Origin of the sequence: Streptomyces sodiiphilus, from assembly GCF_039529215.1 — a bacterium.
Taxonomy (GTDB): domain Bacteria; phylum Actinomycetota; class Actinomycetes; order Streptomycetales; family Streptomycetaceae; genus Streptomyces; species Streptomyces sodiiphilus.
In genome coordinates this window covers 226,908-243,866 of the sequence record NZ_BAAAMJ010000015.1, presented here as the reverse complement: position 1 = coordinate 243,866, position 16,959 = coordinate 226,908, and the positions used below count along the sequence as shown (strand labels likewise).

The window sequence follows — 16,959 nt, the reverse complement described above, 5'->3', positions numbered from 1 at the left end:
CCGCGGCCGCCGGGGCGTGCGCCTGCGGGCCGGGTCCACCGGCGCGGCCGGTGCCGCCGGCCACCGCGGTGCCCGGCCCGGCGGCGGGCTCCCCGGTGACGGCTCCGCTGTCGGTGGCCGGACCGCCGACCCCGGCGTCCGCACCGGTCCGGGCACCGGCGCCGGCGGGCACCTTCTTCGCGCGGCGCTTGGTGGAGGCGGTGGACACCCCGTAGCCGACCAGGACCGGCTCGCGCTTGCCGCCGCCCTCCCCGGCGGCCCCCTCGGGCTCCGCTGCGCCGGCCGCGCCTCCGGTGCCGGCGGGGGCCTCCTCGCCGGCACCGGGGGCGGTGTCCACGGTGATGATCGGGGTGCCGACATCGACCGTGGCACCCTCCTCGAACAGCAGCTCACGCACGGTGCCGTCGTAGGGGATCGGAAGCTCCACCGCCGCCTTGGCGGTCTCGACCTCCACCACCATCTGGCCGTCGGTCACCGTGTCCCCGGGCTTGACGTGCCAGGCCAGAATCTCGGCCTCGGTCAGCCCCTCGCCCACATCGGGCATCTTGAACTCGCGGTAGCGCTGTGCTGCAGCAGCCATCGTCACGACTCTCCTCAGCCTCTCAGTACGCCAGCGCGCGGTCGACGGCGTCCAGCACCCGGTCCAGGTTCGGCAGGTACTCCTCCTCCAGCCGCGCCGGCGGGTACGGGGCGTGGAAGCCGCCCACCCGCAGCACCGGAGCCTCCAGGTGGTAGAAACACCGCTCGGTGATCCGCGCGGCGATCTCCGCACCGCTGCCGAAGAACACCGGCGCCTCGTGCACCACCACCAGCCGCCCGGTCCTCTCCACCGACCGCTGGATCGCGTCGAAGTCCAGCGGCGAGATCGTCCGCAGATCCAGCACCTCCAGCGACCGGCCCTCCTCCGCGGCCGCCTCGGCCACCTGCAGCGCGGTGCGCACCGTCGGGCCGTAGGCCGCCAGCGTCAGATCCGTTCCCTCGCGCACCACCCGCGCCGCGTGCAGCGGACCGGGAATCCCCGCGGTGTCGACCTCGCCCTTGTCCCAGTACCGGGACTTCGGCTCGAAGAAGATCACCGGGTCGTCGCACTCGATGGCCTGCCGCAGCATCCAGTACGCGTCCGCCGCGTTCGACGGCGACACGCACTTGAGCCCCGCCACGTGCGCGAACAGCGCCTCCGGCGACTCGCTGTGGTGCTCCACCGCGCCGATCCCGCCGGCGTAGGGGATGCGGATGACCACCGGCAGCCGGACCTTGCCCAGCGCCCGCGCGTGCATCTTCGCCAGCTGCGTGACGATCTGGTCGTAGGCCGGGAACACGAACCCGTCGAACTGGATCTCCGCCACCGGCCGGTACCCGCGCAGCGCCAGACCGATCGCCGTGCCGATGATCCCCGATTCCGCCAGCGGGGTGTCGATCACCCGCTCCTCACCGAAGTCCTTCTGCAGACCGTCGGTGATCCGGAACACCCCGCCCAGCTTGCCGACGTCCTCGCCCATCACGAGAACCTTCGGGTCGGCATCCAGCGAATCGCGCAGCGCGGAGTTCAACGCCTTGGCGATCGGCATCTTCTGCACCGCCATGTCAGTTGCCCTCCTCGTCCGCGAAGGAAGCCTGGTACGCCTCGTAACCGGCCCGCTCCTCGTCGACCAGCGCGTGCCCGTCGACGTAGATGTTCTCGAACATCGCCATGTTGTCCGGATCCGGCATCGTGCGGATGCTCTCGCGCACCCGCCGGGCCAGCGTGTCGCTCTCCTCGTCAAGGGCGGTGAAGAAGTCCGCGTCGGCCAGCGATTCCTTCTCCAGGTGCGTCCGCAGCCGCAGGATCGGGTCCTTGGCCTCCCAGGACTCCCGCTCCTCCTCGCGGCGGTAGCGGGTGGGGTCGTCGGAGGTGGTGTGGGCGCCCATCCGGTAGGTGAACGCCTCGACCAGCATCGGGCCCTGGCCGGTCCGGGCGCGCTCCACGGCGGCGCGGGTGACGGCGAGCACCGCCAGCACGTCGTTGCCGTCCACCCGGACGCCCGGGAAGCCGTAGCCCTGGGCGCGCTGGTAGAGCGGCACTCGGGTCTGGCGCTCGGTGGGCTCGGAGATCGCCCACTGGTTGTTCTGGCAGAAGAAGACGACCGGGGCGTTGTAGACGGCGGCGAAGGTGAAGGCCTCCGCCACGTCGCCCTGGCTGGAGGCGCCGTCACCGAAGTAGGCGACGACGGCGGAGTCCGCGCCGTCCTTGGCCACGCCCATCGCGTAGCCCGTGGCGTGCAGGGCCTGGGAGCCGATCACGATGGTGTAGAGGTGGAAGTTGTTGCCGGTCGGGTCCCAGCCGCCGTTGTTCACCCCCCGGAACATGCCCAGCAGCAGCGTCGGGTCCACCCCGCGGCACCAGGCGACGCCGTGCTCACGGTAGGTGGGGAAGACGTAGTCGTCTTCCCGCAGGGCCCGCCCGGACCCGATCTGTGCGGCCTCCTGGCCCAGCAGGGAGGGCCACAGGCCCAGCTCGCCCTGCCGCTGCAGGGCCGTCGCCTCGGCATCGAAGCGCCTGGTCAGGACCATGTCCCGGTACAGGTCGCGCAGCTGCTCGGCGGAGACGTCGATCGAGTACTCGGGGTGCTCGACCCGCTCCCCTTCCGGCGTCAGCAGCTGCACCATCTCCGGTTGCCGGGCGGCAGCCGCCGTCTTCTTCGTAGCGCGCTTGCCGCCGCTGCGGCGCGGCTTGCTGCGCGCGGCAGTGCTCTCCACGGTCACGTGTGCTCCTCCGTCGGTCCGGCCGCCGGGGTCGCCGGGGCCTGGGGGGTCCCCCTGCGCGGTGCAGGGGGGAGGCTCGCCCGGCGTCTTCCGCCGCACGGGGTGGGTGCGGCGGATGGTACCGAGCGGTGACTGGTGTCCGGCTTGACGGCTCGCTCCAGGCCACGTTACCCAGACCTCCGCGCTCCGGCGAACCTTCCTGACCTGCGGTTTTACTTGGACATCCAAGCAACTGGGGAAAGCCGTCGAGCGGGAACGTCTGGTCACAGCCTGGCAAGCAGTCAGGACATCCGCACGTTATCCCGGGAGGGTGTCCCGGGGAAGAGCGGAAGAACAGTCGTTATGAAAGACTGGACAATATGGCCGAAGAGGGACAGATCAGAGTATTCCTCCTGGACGACCACGAGGTCGTGCGGCGCGGTGTGCACGAGATGCTCTCGATGGAGCCGGACATCGAGGTCGTCGGCGAGGCGGGCACGGCCGCGGACGCCCTGCTGCGCATCCCCGCCGTCCGGCCCGACGTGGCGCTGCTCGACGTCCGGCTGCCCGACGGCAGCGGGGTGGAGGTGTGCCGGGAGATCCGCTCCCGCGACGAATCCGTCCAGTGCCTCATGCTGACCTCGTTCTCGGACGACGAGGCCCTGTTCGACGCGATCATGGCCGGGGCCTCCGGGTACGTTCTGAAGGCCATCCGCGGCACGGACCTGCTCTCGGCCGTCCGGGACGTCGCGGCCGGCAAGTCCCTGCTCGACCAGGTGGCCACCCAGCGGGTGCTGGAGCGGCTGCGCAGCGGCACGTCCCAGGAGGACGACCGCCTTGCCCACCTCACCGACCAGGAACGCCGCATTCTCGATCTGATCGGCGAAGGGCTGACCAACCGGGCGATCGGCGAGCAGCTGAACCTGGCCGAGAAGACGATCAAGAACTACGTCTCCAGCCTGCTCTCCAAGCTCGGAATGGAACGCCGCTCGCAGGCCGCGGCCTATGTGGCCCGGATGCGGGCCGAGCGTGGCCGGCAGCAGCACGAGGGCGGGCCCGGGCAGTAGCGGTCACGGGGAGCGACGGTCCGCACTGGCCCGGATGGGACCGGCCCGCCGGGACCATTGACCCGTCTCCGGGGACCTTTACACCATCCCGGAGCGGGGAAACGCGGGGCAGCCTGGGAACATGACCGCCGCGACCCTCACCCGAGACCAGCTGAAGCCGGCCCTCCGGCTCCTGGCAGGCACCCCCTACGGCCGCGCTGCGGTCACCTGGCAGGCGATGCCCCACATCCTCCCCGCGCGCCACCTCGTCACCGGAGACGGACTGCTGCTGCGTTTCCCCGCGGGACGGATCGACCCCGCTCGGCTGGACGGAACCGTGCTGGCCTACGAGGCCAACAGTCACGGCTCCCCGGGGAAGGACGCCGCGGAGCCCGGCTCGCCCGGGTACTGGAGCGCCCAGCTCGTGGGCGAGGTCTCCCTCGCGGTGGTCACCGAACAGGAGCGGTCCGCCCTCGCGGCCCCGGGGGACGGCGGGTCCGGCGAGGGCACCCTCTACCTGCGGCTGATCCCCCGGCTGGCCGTCGTGCAGCGGGACGGCCCGTCGGAGGAACCGTCCGCGGCGGAGACCGGCCGGAACCCGTCGGCGGTCCCGGCGTCGCACCCGAGGCCACCGGCCGCAGCACCCGTGGCCCGCCCCCGCCGCTGACCCGGCGGATCAGTCGCAGAAGGCGTCCCGGACCGCGGCGGAGTGCCGGGTCCACCACACCACCAGGGCGGAGGCCGCGGGAAACTGCGGATCGGGCCGCCCGTCGCGCAGCTCGTAGCGCCAGCGCAGCATCCAGAAGTCGTTCAGCCGTTCCCACCACACCCGGTGCACCGCGGCGGCCAGCTCGGACTCCGGAGCCCTCGCGCTCTCGCGGTAGGCGCGGGAGTAGGCGCGTACCTTCTCCAGCTCCAGCCCGCCGTCCGGGCGCAGGAAGAAGATCGCGGCGGCGCGCACCGCTTCCTCGGCACGCGGCTGCACGGCCAGCCGGTCCCAGTCGATGATGGCCACCGGGTCGACCGGGCCCCCGTCCCGGTACAGCAGGTTGAGCGGGTGGAAGTCGCCGTGCACCCAGCCCGCCGAGGGCACCTCGCCGTGCCGCGGCCGGAGGTGGGCGTACTCGCGCAGTATCCGGTGCCGCTCGGTCAGCCGGTGCTCGGCCAGTTCGTCGAAGCCGTCCCGGCGGCGCCGGGCGCGGACGCGGGCGAGCAGCCGGTCGATGAGCGCGCGGGTGTCCTCGGGGGACGCGGAACAGCGCGCGGCGTCGCGGTCACCGGACGGCAGCGGTATGACGCGCTCCAGCCCGCGGTGCACTTCGCCCAGCAGTGTGCCCAGCCGCCGGCACTGGGAAAGCCCCAGTTCGCGGCCGCTGCGGTGGTGGCCCTCCACCCAGGGGTGCAGGGCGTAGCAGCGGCCTCCGACGAAGGTGACGGTCCGCCCGTCCGGGGCGGCCACCGGAGGCGTGACGGGCAGCCCGAGTCCGGCCAGGGCCGCGGTGGCCCGGTGTCGGCGGACGACGGGCGTCACGGCCTGCGGGTCGTCCAGGTGCTGTTTCAGGAAGAAGCGGCCCCGGGTGGTGGTCAGCCGGTACCCCCGGTTGAGCAGCCCCTGGGACAGTGGCTGGCAGGTGAGGGGGTCGCCTGCGGCGAAGCGGAGCATGAGGGTGCTGAGGGTGCGCTCAGGAAGCGGCGCGAGCGGGGCTTGCACGGGCCGCATCGTAGATCACTACGAAGCGCTGACTCCGAGAGCTTGCGGAGGGTGGAGAGGCTGTGGTATCAGCCGGCCGCGCCTTCGGTGCCGTCGGTGGCCCCCTGGTTGGCGCCGCCCGGCTCCCCGCCCTGGTCGGCGCCTGTCTCGCCGGTGTCACCACCCGGGTCACTGGGCTCGCCGCCGGGGTCGCCGTCGTCCCCGCCCTGGTCGCCCTCGCTGCCGCCGTCCTGGCCGGTGCCGGTCTCCGTCTCGGTCGGCTCGCCCGTCCCGGTCTCGGGGGGCTCGGAGCCCCAGCCGCCGCCGGAGTCGCCCTGCTGGGGCGGGTGGCTCTCGGAGTAGCCGGGCGTCCACGGGGGCTCGGTGCCCTCGTCGGTCTCCGCCGGCTCCGCCGGCTCCTCCTCGTCGTCCGCCGGGTCGTCCACCTCGGAGGGGGCGGGGCCCGGGTTCTCGCCGGGGCCGTCGTCGCCGTCCCCGCGCAGGGTCAGTGCCAGCACGGTGGTGCCGACGATCAGCAGCAGCGCGACCACGCCGATCAGCGCCATCCGGCGCTTGCCGCCGGCGCCGCCCCCGGTGCCCTCGCCGTCGTCGCCGGGGTGGCCGAGCAGCAGCGGCGGGCCGAGCTGCCCGGTGGGCGCGTCGGAGGCCGCCATGGCCCGGGTGCCCATCGGCGGGGTGCCGCCGGCGGCGACCGCGCCGGTGTTCCACAGGCCGTTGGTGTGGCTGCCGTGCTCCTCCAGCATCCGCAGCGCGTACTGCACCAGTCCGCGCATCTCCTCGGCGGACTGGAAGCGGTCGTCCGGCTCCTTGGCCAGCGACCGCATCACCATGCCGTCGAGCTCCGGCGGGGAGCTGGAGACCTCCGACGGCAGCCGCGGGGTGTCCTGAACGTGCTGGTAGACCACGGACAGCGGGGTCTCGCCGGTGAAGGGCGGGCGCAGCGCCAGCAGCTCGTACAGCAGGCAGCCGACCGCGTACAGGTCGCTGCGGGTGTCGATGGCCTTGCCCAGCGCCTGCTCGGGGGAGAGGTACTGAGGGGTGCCCATCACCATGCCGGTCTGGGTCATGGTGCTCGCGGCGCCGTGCAGCGCGCGGGCGATGCCGAAGTCCATGACCTTCACCGAGCCGGTGTCGGTGATGATCACGTTGGCGGGCTTGATGTCCCGGTGCACGATGCCGTGCTGGTGGCTGTAGGCCAGCGCCTCCAGCACCCCCGAGACGATCACCAGGGCCTGCTCGACGGAGGGGGCCTCGGACTCGTTGAGCAGCTCACGGATGGTGCGGCCGTCGACCAGCTCCATCACCATGTACGGCACGACGTTGCCGCCGACCGTCTCCTCGCCGCTGTCGTAGACGGCCACCACGGCGTGGTGGTTGAGCCCGGCGACGGACTGCGCCTCCCGGGTGAACCGGGCCTTGGAGACCGGGTCCTCGGCAAGATCGGAGCGCAGCAGCTTCACCGCCACGATGCGGCCGAGCCGCACGTCCTCGGCGGCGAACACCTCGGCCATGCCGCCCCGGCCGAGCCGGTGCGTCAGGCGGTACCGGCCGTCGCCCACCAGCCCGCGGTTGCCCCACAGTTCGGGCGAGTCGGGCAGGTCGCCGCCGGTCGCCCCGGGCTCTTCCGCGCCGGAGCCCGCAGCGCCTCGCTCCTGTGCCATCAGTCCTCGCCGTTGTCGCCGTATCGCCGTTCCATCAAACCATGTTCCCGGACCCGGCTGACAAGTTGACCAAGGCCGCGCGGGGCCGCGCGGGGCCGCGCGGGGCGTCCGTGACGAAGGCGTCACGGTGCCCGGTGCATCCGGTCACGGAACGGACAAGCGGCTTGACGTGCAGGGGGGCTGGGGCAGACTTGGCGCTGGTAACCCACAGTCGCCGCCGAGGGGGAGCAGTCAGATGAGTGATCACGCCGGGCAGCAGCCGGCTGACCACACCGGGAAATCGGTGGGCGGCGGACGCTACCAGCTGCGCGAACTGCTCGGCACGGGGGGTATGGCCTCGGTCCACCTGGCCTACGACACGGTGCTGGACCGGCAGGTCGCGGTCAAGACGATGCACGGCGACCTGGGCCGCGAGGAGTCCTTCCGCGAGCGCTTCAAGCGCGAGGCGCAGTCCGTGGCGAAGCTGACCCACACCAATATCGTGTCGGTCTTCGACACCGGCGAGGACGTCATCGACGGCGCGCCGGTGCCGTACATCGTCATGGAGTACGTGGACGGCCGGCCGCTGCGCGGCGTCCTGGACGAGGACATCGCCCGGCACGGCGCGATGCCGGCGGACAAGGCGCTGAAGATCACCCAGGACGTGCTGGCGGCGCTGGACATCTCGCACGAGATGGGGCTGGTGCACCGGGACATCAAGCCGGGCAACGTGATGATCACCCGGCGCGGGGTGGTCAAGGTCATGGACTTCGGCATCGCCCGGGCGATGCAGTCCGGGGTCACCGCCATGACGCAGACCGGCATGGTGGTCGGCACCCCTCAGTACCTCTCCCCCGAGCAGGCGCTGGGCCGGGGCGTGGACGCCCGCAGCGACCTGTACTCGGTGGGCATCATGCTCTTCGAGCTGCTCACCGGGCGGCTGCCGTTCGACGCCGACTCCCCGCTGGCCATCGCCTACGCGCACGTCCAGGAGGAGCCGCCGGCGCCTTCCTCGATCAACGCGGCGGTGCCTGCGGCGGTGGACGCGCTGGTCGCGCGGATGCTGAGGAAGAACCCGAACGAGCGGTTCCCGGACGCCGAGTCGCTGCGGGCCGAGTGCGAGCGGGTCGCCGGCACGCTGACCGGGGCCGCCCCGCAGATCACCGGGGCCGCCCCGGGGCCCAGCGGGGCCGCGGTCTCCCAGGCGGTCTTCCCCCAGTTCGGCGCGGCGACCCCGCCCCCGGGCGCGCCGCAGTCGCCGTACGCTCCGCAGGCGCCCTCCTACGGGTATCCGCACCCGCCGGCCGCGCCCCAGCAGGGACTGCACACGCCTCCGCCCTACACCGTGCCCCCGGCCGCGGCCGGCGCCCCCGGGGGCGGCCGGAAGAAGAACACCTCGGTGCTGGTGGCGGCGGTGGCGCTGGCGGCTGTGCTGATCGGTGGCGGCGTCACCGCGTACGTCCTGGCGAACAAGGACGACGACTCCGGGGGCAGCGGCGCCGCGGGCGGGCAGACGGACCCGGACGGCGGCACGGAGGGCGCGGACGAGGGGGCCGACGAGGGCACGGCGGGCGGTGAGGAGAAGGAGAAGGAGAAGGAGCCCCGGTACAAGGAGGGCGACCCGGACAAGACCATCGAGCCCACCGAGTGCACCAACGCCCGGGACTACTATGACCAGGACGAGTACCCCGGCGCCGTCAACATGCCGGACTTCTACAACCTGCACTACGTGTCGGTGAAGGAGTGCATGCGGCAGGCCGGCTGGGTCCTGGACTCCGAGACGCTCGTGGACGAGGTGCTCCGGGGCGACGGCATGGTCGTCGACCAGTCACCGAAGCGGTACGAGCCCTTCGACCCGGAGAACGACAAGATCGAGCTCGTCATCTCCACCGGCAAGGAACCCACCCGCTGAACGGCCGCGCCGCGGCCGCCCCCGCGCCGGGCGCGGTCGCGCCCGGGGAGCGGGATCAGCGCGGAAGCGGGCTCAGGGAGTGACCGCGAAGTTGGCCAGGATGCGCGCGGCCAGATCCTCGTCACCTTCGGTCTTGACCTTGTCGGCGACCTTCCGCGGCTTCACGCGCCCGCAGGCCAGCCGGACGTAGGTCTCCCAGTCCAGGACGAAGGTGACCTCGGGGCCCAGCGACGGGCTGTTGCTGACCGAGCCCTTGCCGTCCTCGTCCACCCGCACCGTGCGGAGGAACTCCACCGGGCCGCTCACGTCGAACACCACGGCGGACTTCTTCGGTGCCCCGGCGTCCTTCGCGACGACCTTGGGCAGCCCCTTCAGCAGGATGTCGCGGGCGATCAGTGCCGCCGGGGAGTCCAGGTTGCCGGGACGGTTCAGCGCCCGGCGCAGGTCCTGCTCGTGCACCCACACGTCGAAGGCCCGCAGGCGCAGGAAGTCCTCCAGGGAGAACTGCCCCAGGGCCGGATGGGTGATCTGCGCGTCCGGCTTGCGCTTGTCGTTCCGCAGATGCCGACGGCGCCGGATGATCGTGTACTCCAGCTCGGCGGTCATCTCCGGGCCGGTGTGGTGACGCCGGACGTCGACCTGGACCTCCATGTACCGGCTGAGCTCGTCCGTGATGTGGTAGAGGTCACGCGGCAGGGTATGGATCGGACGCGGGTCGCCCAGCGCCTCGCACTCCAGGCCGATCACATGCGAGACGACGTCGCGCACCGACCAGCCCGGGCAATCGGTGGGGCGGTTCCATTCGCCCTCCACCAGCGAGGAGACGAGCTCGGATATCGCCTCGATGGACTGGGTCCAGGCGTCGATGGACGGCTGAAGGCTCGGGTGCTCGGTCACGGGACCCCTCATGGCGGTTCGTCGCTGGGTGGGTGCTCACACGTTACGCCGCGCGGGGCGGCCGGTGAATGGTTTCTGAGGTTCAGATCCTAGGGGGCCCGGACACGTCCGATCGACGCGCCTGTTACTCCTCGGTCAGAAAGGCGGCCAGCGCGTTCGCCAGGTGATGGGGGTCGCTCGCCCCGCACAGCTCGCGCGCGGAGTGCATCGACAGGATGGCGACGCCGATGTCCACGGTCGTGATGCCGTGCCGGGCGGCGGTGATCGGCCCGATCGTGGTGCCGCAGGGCATGGCGTTGTGGGAGACGAAGCTCTGCCAGGGCACGCCCGCCCGCTCGCAGGCGCCCGCGAAGATCGCGCGGCCGCGGCCGTCGGTGGCGTACCGCTGGTTGACGTTCACCTTGAGGATGGGCCCGTCCCCGGCGACCGGATGGTGGCCGGGGTCGTGCCGCTCGGCGTAGTTCGGGTGCACGGCGTGCCCGGTGTCGGAGGACAGGCAGACGGTGCCCGCCCAGGCCCTGGCGCGGTCCTCGTGGCCGCCCCCGCGGGCGTACACCGAGCGGTCCAGCACGGTGCCCAGCAGCGGGCCCTCGGCCCCGGTGTCGGCCTGGCTGCCGTTCTCCTCGTGGTCGAAGGCGGCCAGCACCGGGATGAAGGAGGGGTCCGCCGAGGCGGCGGCGGCCAGCGCGGCCGTCCCGGCGTGCACGGACAGCAGGTTGTCCATCCGTGGCCCCGCCACCAGCTCGCGGTCCCGGCCCAGGTAGGCCGGCGGCTCCACACTGTGCACCATCAGGTCCCAGCCGGCCACCTCGGAGGCCGGCACCCCGGCCTCGCCGGCCAGGAACTCGATCAGCTCGCCTTCGCGCGGGGCGCCCAGGCCCCACAGCGGCGTCATGTGCTGCTGACGGTCGAGCTTGAGGCCGTCGTTGGCCTGCCGGTCCAGGTGGATGGCCAGCTGCGGCACGCGCAGCAGCGGCCGGTCCACGTGCACCAGCGCGTCGGTGCCGTCGCGCAGGGACAGCCGCCCGGAGAGCCCCAGGTCGCGGTCGAGCCAGGTGTTGAGCAGGGTGCCGCCGTAGATCTCCACGGCGATCTGCTTCCAGCCGTGCCGCCCGGTATCGGGCACCGGCTTGACCCGGAGGTTGGGCGAGTCGGTGTGCGCCCCCACGATACGGAAGGGGGTCGCGGGCTCCGCTCCCCGCGGCACGTACCAGGCGATGAGCGCTCCCCCGCGCACCACGTACCGGCCGCCGTGCGAGCCGTCCCAGGCCGCGGTCTCCTCCGCCTGCCGGAAGCCCGCCTTCTCCAGGCGCCGCGCGGCGTTCTCGACCGCGTGGAAGGGCGACGGCGAGGCGGCCAGGTAGGCCATCAGGTCGTCGGTGTGGGACCGGTCGAAGCGGGCGGCCGGGGGCTGGGCGGCGGAGGCGGCTGTCATATGTCTCAGGATACGAACAGCGCGGGGCCGGGGCCCGGCCGGGCGCCCGTCGGCGCGGTGCGGGACGGTGCCGGAGCGGGAGGGGTCAGAAGGCCGCCTCGTCCAGCTCCATGATCGAAAGGTCGGCGTTCTCGGCGTTGGCGCGGGCCACCGCGACGTTCGGCAGCACGTTGGCCGCGAAGAACTTCGCCGCGGCGATCTTCCCGGTGTAGAACGGCACGTCCTTGCCGGAGGCGGCGGGCAGCTTCCCGGCGGCGACCGCCGCGCCCTTCAGCAGCAGGTAGCCGACCACGAGGTCACCGGCCGCCATCAGGAAGGAGGTGGTGTTCAGCCCGACCTTGTAGAGGGACTTCACGTCCTTCTCGGTGGCCGCGAGGTCGGTCAGCATGGTGCCGACCATCGACTCCAGCTCGGCTGCCGCGGTCTGCAGCTGGTCCCGGGCGGCGGTCAGCTCCTCGCCGCCGGGCGCCTCGGCCAGGAACTTCTTGATCTCCTCCGACAGTGAGGTCAGTGCCTGGCCCTGGTTGCGGACGATCTTCCGGAAGAAGAAGTCCATGCCCTGGATCGCGGTGGTGCCCTCGTAGAGGGTGTCGATCTTGGCGTCCCGGATGTACTGCTCCAGCGGGTACTCCTGGAGGTATCCGGAGCCGCCCAGGGTCTGCAGGGACTGGGCGAGCTGCTCGTAGGAGCGCTCCGAGCCGTAGCCCTTGACGATCGGCAGCAGCAGGTCGTTGAGCGCCTCGGCGGCGGAGGCGTCCTCGCCGGCGGCCTCCTTGATCAGCACCTCGTCCTGCACGGCGGCGGTGTAGAGCACCAGGGCGCGCATGCCCTCGGCGTACGCCTTCTGCAGCATGAGCGAGCGGCGCACGTCCGGGTGGTGGGTGATGGTGACGCGCGGGGCGCTCTTGTCGGCGAACTGGGTGAGGTCCGCACCCTGGACGCGCTCCTTGGCGTACTCCAGGGCGTTGAGGTAGCCGGTGGAGAGGGTGGCGATGGCCTTCGTGCCGACCATCATCCGCGCGAACTCGATGATCTTGAACATCTGGCGGATGCCGTCGTGCTTCTCGCCCAGCAGCCAGCCCTTGGCGGGACGCTCGGCGCCGAAGGTCATCTCGCAGGTGTTGGAGACCTTCAGGCCCATCTTGTGCTCGACGTTGGTGGCGTAGGCGCCGTTGCGCTCGCCGAGCTCGCCGGTCTCCCAGTCGAAGTCGTACTTCGGGACGACGAACAGCGACAGGCCCTTGGTGCCCGGGCCGTGGCCCTCGGGGCGGGCGAGGACGAAGTGGATGATGTTGTCCGACAGGTCGTGCTCGCCGGAGGTGATGAAGCGCTTCACGCCCTCGATGTGCCAGCTGCCGTCGTCCTGCTTGACGGCCTTGGTGCGGCCGGCACCGACGTCCGAGCCGGCGTCCGGCTCGGTGAGCACCATGGTGGAGCCCCACTGCTTGTCCACCATCAGCTGGGCGATCTTGTGCTGCTCGGGGGTGCCCTCCGCCTGCAGCACGCCGGCGAAGGCCGGGCCGGAGGCGTACATCCACACGGCGGGGTTCGAGCCCAGGATGGTCTCGGCGAAGGCCCACAGCAGGGAGCGCGGGGCGACGGTTCCGCCCAGCTCCTCGCCGATGCCCAGCCGCCACCACTCGGCGTCCATGTAGGCCTGGTAGCTCTTCTTGAACGATTCCGGGAGGGGTGCGGTGTTGGTCTTCGGGTCGAAGACGGGCGGGTTGCGGTCCCCGTCCTCGTAGGAAGCGGCCAGCTCGTTCTCGGCCAGGCGTGCGATCTCCGTCAGCACGCTGCGGGCCGTGTCGGTGTCCGTCTCCTCGAACGGACCGGTGCCGTACACCGTGTCGCGGCCCAGGACCTCGAACAGGTTGAACTCGATGTCGCGGAGATTCGACTTGTAGTGCCCCATGGCGACGACTCCGTAATGCTCGTGGGAGAGAGGTACCAGTAAGTAACCACCATCATGCTACCCGCCGGTAATAACATTCAAGCCGGACGGCCCGGATATCAGTCAGTAGGCTTCCTCACATGTACGGCTACGACCAGACCTCGTACGGCGGGCAGCAGGCGGGCCACGGAGGCCATCACGGTTACCCGGGCCAGTCCTACGGCACCCCGCCCCCCGCAGGGTACGGCCAGCAGCCGATGTACCCGGAGCAGCAGGCCCAGCAGCCGGCCGCGGCGCCGCCCGCGCCTCCGTCGCTGGCCGACGCGGTGCGGGCGTACGTCTCGGGGGCGATGTCCACCGAGGAGTTCCAGGACATCTTCTGCGCGGCGAAGATCTACTGCCCGCGGGGCGAGAACCCGGGGTTCCTCGCCCTGAACACCACCCAGGAGCCCGTCATCCCGCTCTTCACCTCGCTGAAGGAGCTGCGGCGGTACGCGGGCAAGGAGTCGCGGTACTTCACCGTCACCGGGGGTGAGGTGCTGGACCTGCTGCCCACCGGCTACGGCTTCGCCCTCGACATGGAGGGCGAGCACCGGATCGTGCTCGACGCCAAGGCGGTCGAGGAGATGGTGGAGTACACCATGCGCCGCATGTACGGCTGAGAATCGCCGTCGCGGGCGGCCGGGAACAATCGGGACCTCCAGGCGGTTGACCGTTCAACTAGTCTGGACGACCGGTGACCCCCCCCCACCCCAGGAGGACCCATGCCCGCCATCACCGCGGAGAACCCGCTCGCCCTGCCCCGGGTGACCGCACCCGCCCCCGGCGCCGGCGCGCGGCCGGTGCTCGCCGTCTCCACCGCCCCGGCAGGCTTCGAGGGCGAGGGCTTCCCGGTGCGCCGGGCCTTCGCCGGCATCGACTACGCCTACCTGGACCCGTTCATCATGATGGACCAGATGGGCGAGGTGGACTACGAGGCCGGGGAGCCGAAGGGCACCCCGTGGCACCCGCACCGCGGCTTCGAGACCGTCACCTACCTGCTCGACGGCACCTTCGTGCACCGGGACTCGCACGGCGGCGGCGGAGTCATCACCGACGGCGACACCCAGTGGATGACGGCGGGCTCCGGACTCCTGCACATCGAGACCCCGCCGGAGGAACTGGTCATGTCCGGCGGCCTCTTCCACGGGCTCCAGCTCTGGGTGAACCTGCCCGCCAGGGCCAAGATGATCGCGCCCAGGTACCAGGACATCCGCGGCGGCACGGTGAAACTGCTCGCCTCCGGTGACGGCGGCGCCCTGCTCCGGCTGATCGCCGGCGACATCGACGGACACACCGGCCCGGGCGCCACGCACACCCCGATCACCATGATCCACGCGTCGGTGAGCCCGGGCGCCGAGCTCACGCTGCCCTGGCGCGCCGACTTCAACGCCCTCGCCTACGGTCTGGCGGGCAGCGGCTCGGCGGGCACCGGACACCGCCCGTTCCGGATGGGCCAGTCGGTGGTCTTCGGTGACGGCGACTCCCTGACCCTGCGCGCCGACGCCTCACAGGACTCGCGCAGCGCCAACTTCGAGGTGGTCCTGCTCGGCGGCAGGCCGATCCGCGAGCCGATGGCGCACTACGGTCCGTTCGTGATGAACAGCCGCGCCGAACTGGTCAAGGCCTTCGACGACTTCCAGGCCGGCCGGCTGGGGACGGCCCCGGCCACGGACACCTGAGACCCGTGAGGCAACCCGTCGGGCCCCTCCGCCGCGGGCGGGCGGGGCCCCGGGGCGGGACGGTAGGCTGTGACGGCCCTTCGGCCGCTCTCGGCCGCGCTGCCCCGACGACTTGGATGAATGATGCATCGGTACCGGTCCCACACCTGCGGTGAGCTGCGATCCGGGAACATCGGCACGGATGTCCGGCTCTCCGGATGGCTGCACAACCGGCGCAATCTGGGCGGCATCCTCTTCATCGACCTGCGCGACCACTACGGCATCGTGCAGCTCGTGGTCCGGCCCGACACCGAGGCCAACGAGCGGCTCAGCTCGCTGTCCAAGGAGACGGTGGTCCGGATCGACGGCCGGGTCGTCGCCCGCGGCGCGGAGAACGTCAACCCCGAGCTGCCGACCGGCGAGATCGAGGTCGAGGTCGGGGAGGTCGAGGTGCTGGGCGGCGCCGAGCAGATCCCCTTCACCATCAACGCCGACGACGGGGTCAACGAGGAGCGGCGCCTGGAGTACCGCTTCCTGGACCTCCGCCGGGAGCGGATGCACCGCAACATCATGCTGCGCTCGGCCGTCATCTCCTCGATCCGGGAGAAGATGTCCGCCCTGGGCTTCAACGAGCTGGCGACCCCGATCCTCTCGGCCACCTCGCCCGAGGGCGCCCGGGACTTCCTGGTGCCCTCCCGGCTGCACGCCGGCAAGTTCTACGCGCTGCCGCAGGCGCCGCAGCAGTTCAAGCAGCTGCTGATGATCGCCGGCTTCGACCGCTACTTCCAGATCGCGCCCTGCTTCCGGGACGAGGACGCCCGCGCCGACCGCTCGCCGGGCGAGTTCTACCAGCTCGACATGGAGATGAGCTTCGTCGAGCAGGAGGACGTCTTCTCGGTCATCGAGAAGGTGATGACCGACCTGTTCGAGGAGTTCGGCGGCGGCCGGCACGTCACCTCGCCCTTCCCGCGCATCCCGTTCCGGGAGGCGATGCTGAAGTACGGCAGTGACAAGCCGGACCTGCGGGCCCGTCTGGAGCTGGTGGACGTCTCGGAGATCTTCGCGGACTCCGGCTTCAAGGCGTTCGCCGGGAAGCACGTGCGCGCCCTCGCGGTGCCGGACACCGCCGGGCAGTCGCGCAAGTTCTTCGACCAGATGGGTGAGTTCGCCGTCGAGCACGGCGCCAAGGGCCTGGCCTGGGTGCGGGTCGGCGAGGACTCCTCGCTGACCGGCCCGATCGCCAAGTTCCTCACCGCGGAGGACACCGCCGCGCTGCTGTCGGCGCTGGACGCCGGGCCCGGCACGGCGGTCTTCTTCGGCGCCGGTGAGTTCGACGAGGTGTCCTCCGTCATGGGCGCGGTCCGGGTGGAGGCCGCCCGGCGGGCCGGGCACTTCGACGAGGGCGTCTTCCGGTTCTGCTGGATCGTGGACTTCCCGATGTTCGAGAAGAACCCGGACACCGGCGCGATCGAGTTCTCCCACAACCCGTTCTCCATGCCGCAGGGCGGCCTGGAGGCCCTGGAGAACAAGGACCCGCTGGACATCCTGGCCTGGCAGTACGACATCGTCTGCAACGGCGTGGAGCTGTCGTCCGGAGCCATCCGGAACCACGAGCCGGAGGTCATGTACAAGGCCTTCGGCATCGCCGGCTACTCGGCCGAGGAGGTGGAGCGGGAGTTCGGCGGCATGCTGCGCGCCTTCCGCTTCGGCGCCCCGCCGCACGGCGGCATCGCGCCGGGCATCGACCGGATCGTGATGCTGCTGGCCGACGAGCCGAACATCCGGGAGACCATCGCCTTCCCGCTCAACGGCAACGCCCAGGACCTTCTGATGGGCGCGCCCAGCGGGGTGGACGAGGCCCGGCTGCGGGAGCTCCACCTCTCGCTGCGCACGCCGCCGAAGACCGGCTGAGGCCGCCCGGCCCGCCGCCGTCGCCGGACGGCGGGCACCGGAGCGTGGACGGCCCCCGTCCGGGACGCCTCGCGTTCCCGCGGCGGGGGCCGTCG

General features: G+C 71.7%; 14 protein-coding genes. 6 read left to right on the top strand and 8 right to left on the bottom strand.

The features are described 5' to 3' along the window. The 3 genes from ABD299_RS09660 to pdhA all read right to left on the bottom strand — a co-directional run. Positions 1–580 (bottom strand): biotin/lipoyl-containing protein (locus tag ABD299_RS09660; RefSeq protein ID WP_344260427.1); only part of this gene is annotated, 580 nt, incomplete at its 3' end. Between the two features lie 22 nt (positions 581–602). Further along, positions 603–1,583, bottom strand: coding sequence for an alpha-ketoacid dehydrogenase subunit beta (locus ABD299_RS09655; protein ID WP_344260425.1), 981 nt, complete (start codon positions 1,581–1,583; stop codon positions 603–605). A 1-nt stretch (position 1,584) separates the two neighbouring features. Beyond that, a complete protein-coding gene (pdhA, locus tag ABD299_RS09650) occupies positions 1,585–2,742 on the bottom strand; it encodes a pyruvate dehydrogenase (acetyl-transferring) E1 component subunit alpha (RefSeq protein ID WP_344260423.1) in 1,158 nt (385 codons plus the stop codon). A gap of 359 nt (positions 2,743–3,101) precedes the next feature. On the opposite strand from pdhA, the gene ABD299_RS09645 reads away from it, so the two are divergent. Both ABD299_RS09645 and ABD299_RS09640 read left to right on the top strand, forming a co-directional pair. After that, complete coding sequence (locus ABD299_RS09645) at positions 3,102–3,788, top strand: response regulator (protein WP_344260421.1); 687 nt, start codon at positions 3,102–3,104, stop codon at positions 3,786–3,788. 121 nt (positions 3,789–3,909) lie between these two features. Continuing rightward, a complete protein-coding gene (locus tag ABD299_RS09640; protein WP_344260419.1) occupies positions 3,910–4,434 on the top strand; it encodes a pyridoxamine 5'-phosphate oxidase family protein in 525 nt (174 codons plus the stop codon). 9 nt (positions 4,435–4,443) lie between these two features. Here ABD299_RS09640 and ABD299_RS09635 read toward each other — a convergent pair whose 3' ends face one another. Continuing rightward, the gene (locus ABD299_RS09635) at positions 4,444–5,487 is read right to left on the bottom strand and encodes a phosphotransferase (protein ID WP_425581292.1); all 1,044 of its coding nucleotides are present in this window, start codon (positions 5,485–5,487) and stop codon (positions 4,444–4,446) included. 59 nt (positions 5,488–5,546) lie between these two features. Continuing rightward, complete coding sequence (locus ABD299_RS09630; RefSeq protein ID WP_344260417.1) at positions 5,547–7,139, bottom strand: protein kinase domain-containing protein; 1,593 nt, start codon at positions 7,137–7,139, stop codon at positions 5,547–5,549. 235 nt (positions 7,140–7,374) lie between these two features. On the opposite strand from ABD299_RS09630, the gene ABD299_RS09625 reads away from it, so the two are divergent. Further along, positions 7,375–9,030, top strand: a complete 1,656-nt coding sequence (locus ABD299_RS09625; protein WP_344260415.1) for a protein kinase domain-containing protein — start codon at positions 7,375–7,377, stop codon at positions 9,028–9,030. A 72-nt stretch (positions 9,031–9,102) separates the two neighbouring features. Here ABD299_RS09625 and ABD299_RS09620 read toward each other — a convergent pair whose 3' ends face one another. The 3 genes from ABD299_RS09620 to ABD299_RS09610 form a co-directional block, all read right to left on the bottom strand. Beyond that, a complete protein-coding gene (locus ABD299_RS09620) occupies positions 9,103–9,927 on the bottom strand; it encodes a maleylpyruvate isomerase family mycothiol-dependent enzyme (RefSeq protein ID WP_344260413.1) in 825 nt (274 codons plus the stop codon). Positions 9,928–10,051: 124 nt separating this feature from the next. Next, complete coding sequence (locus tag ABD299_RS09615; protein WP_344260411.1) at positions 10,052–11,362, bottom strand: M18 family aminopeptidase; 1,311 nt, start codon at positions 11,360–11,362, stop codon at positions 10,052–10,054. An 85-nt stretch (positions 11,363–11,447) separates the two neighbouring features. Then, positions 11,448–13,274, bottom strand: coding sequence for an acyl-CoA dehydrogenase (locus ABD299_RS09610; protein ID WP_344260409.1), 1,827 nt, complete (start codon positions 13,272–13,274; stop codon positions 11,448–11,450). A gap of 119 nt (positions 13,275–13,393) precedes the next feature. Here ABD299_RS09610 and ABD299_RS09605 point away from each other — a divergent pair, with 119 nt between their 5' ends. From ABD299_RS09605 to aspS, 3 genes are all read left to right on the top strand, one after another. Further along, on the top strand, positions 13,394–13,915 hold the full coding sequence (locus tag ABD299_RS09605; protein WP_344260407.1) for an SseB family protein: 522 nt from the start codon (positions 13,394–13,396) through the stop codon (positions 13,913–13,915). Positions 13,916–14,017: 102 nt separating this feature from the next. Further along, positions 14,018–14,974 (top strand): pirin family protein, encoded by a 957-nt coding sequence (locus ABD299_RS09600; RefSeq protein ID WP_344260406.1) that lies wholly within the window; start codon positions 14,018–14,020, stop codon positions 14,972–14,974. Between the two features lie 123 nt (positions 14,975–15,097). Beyond that, a complete protein-coding gene (gene aspS, locus ABD299_RS09595) occupies positions 15,098–16,864 on the top strand; it encodes an aspartate--tRNA ligase (protein WP_344260459.1) in 1,767 nt (588 codons plus the stop codon). Positions 16,865–16,959 lie beyond the last annotated feature (95 nt).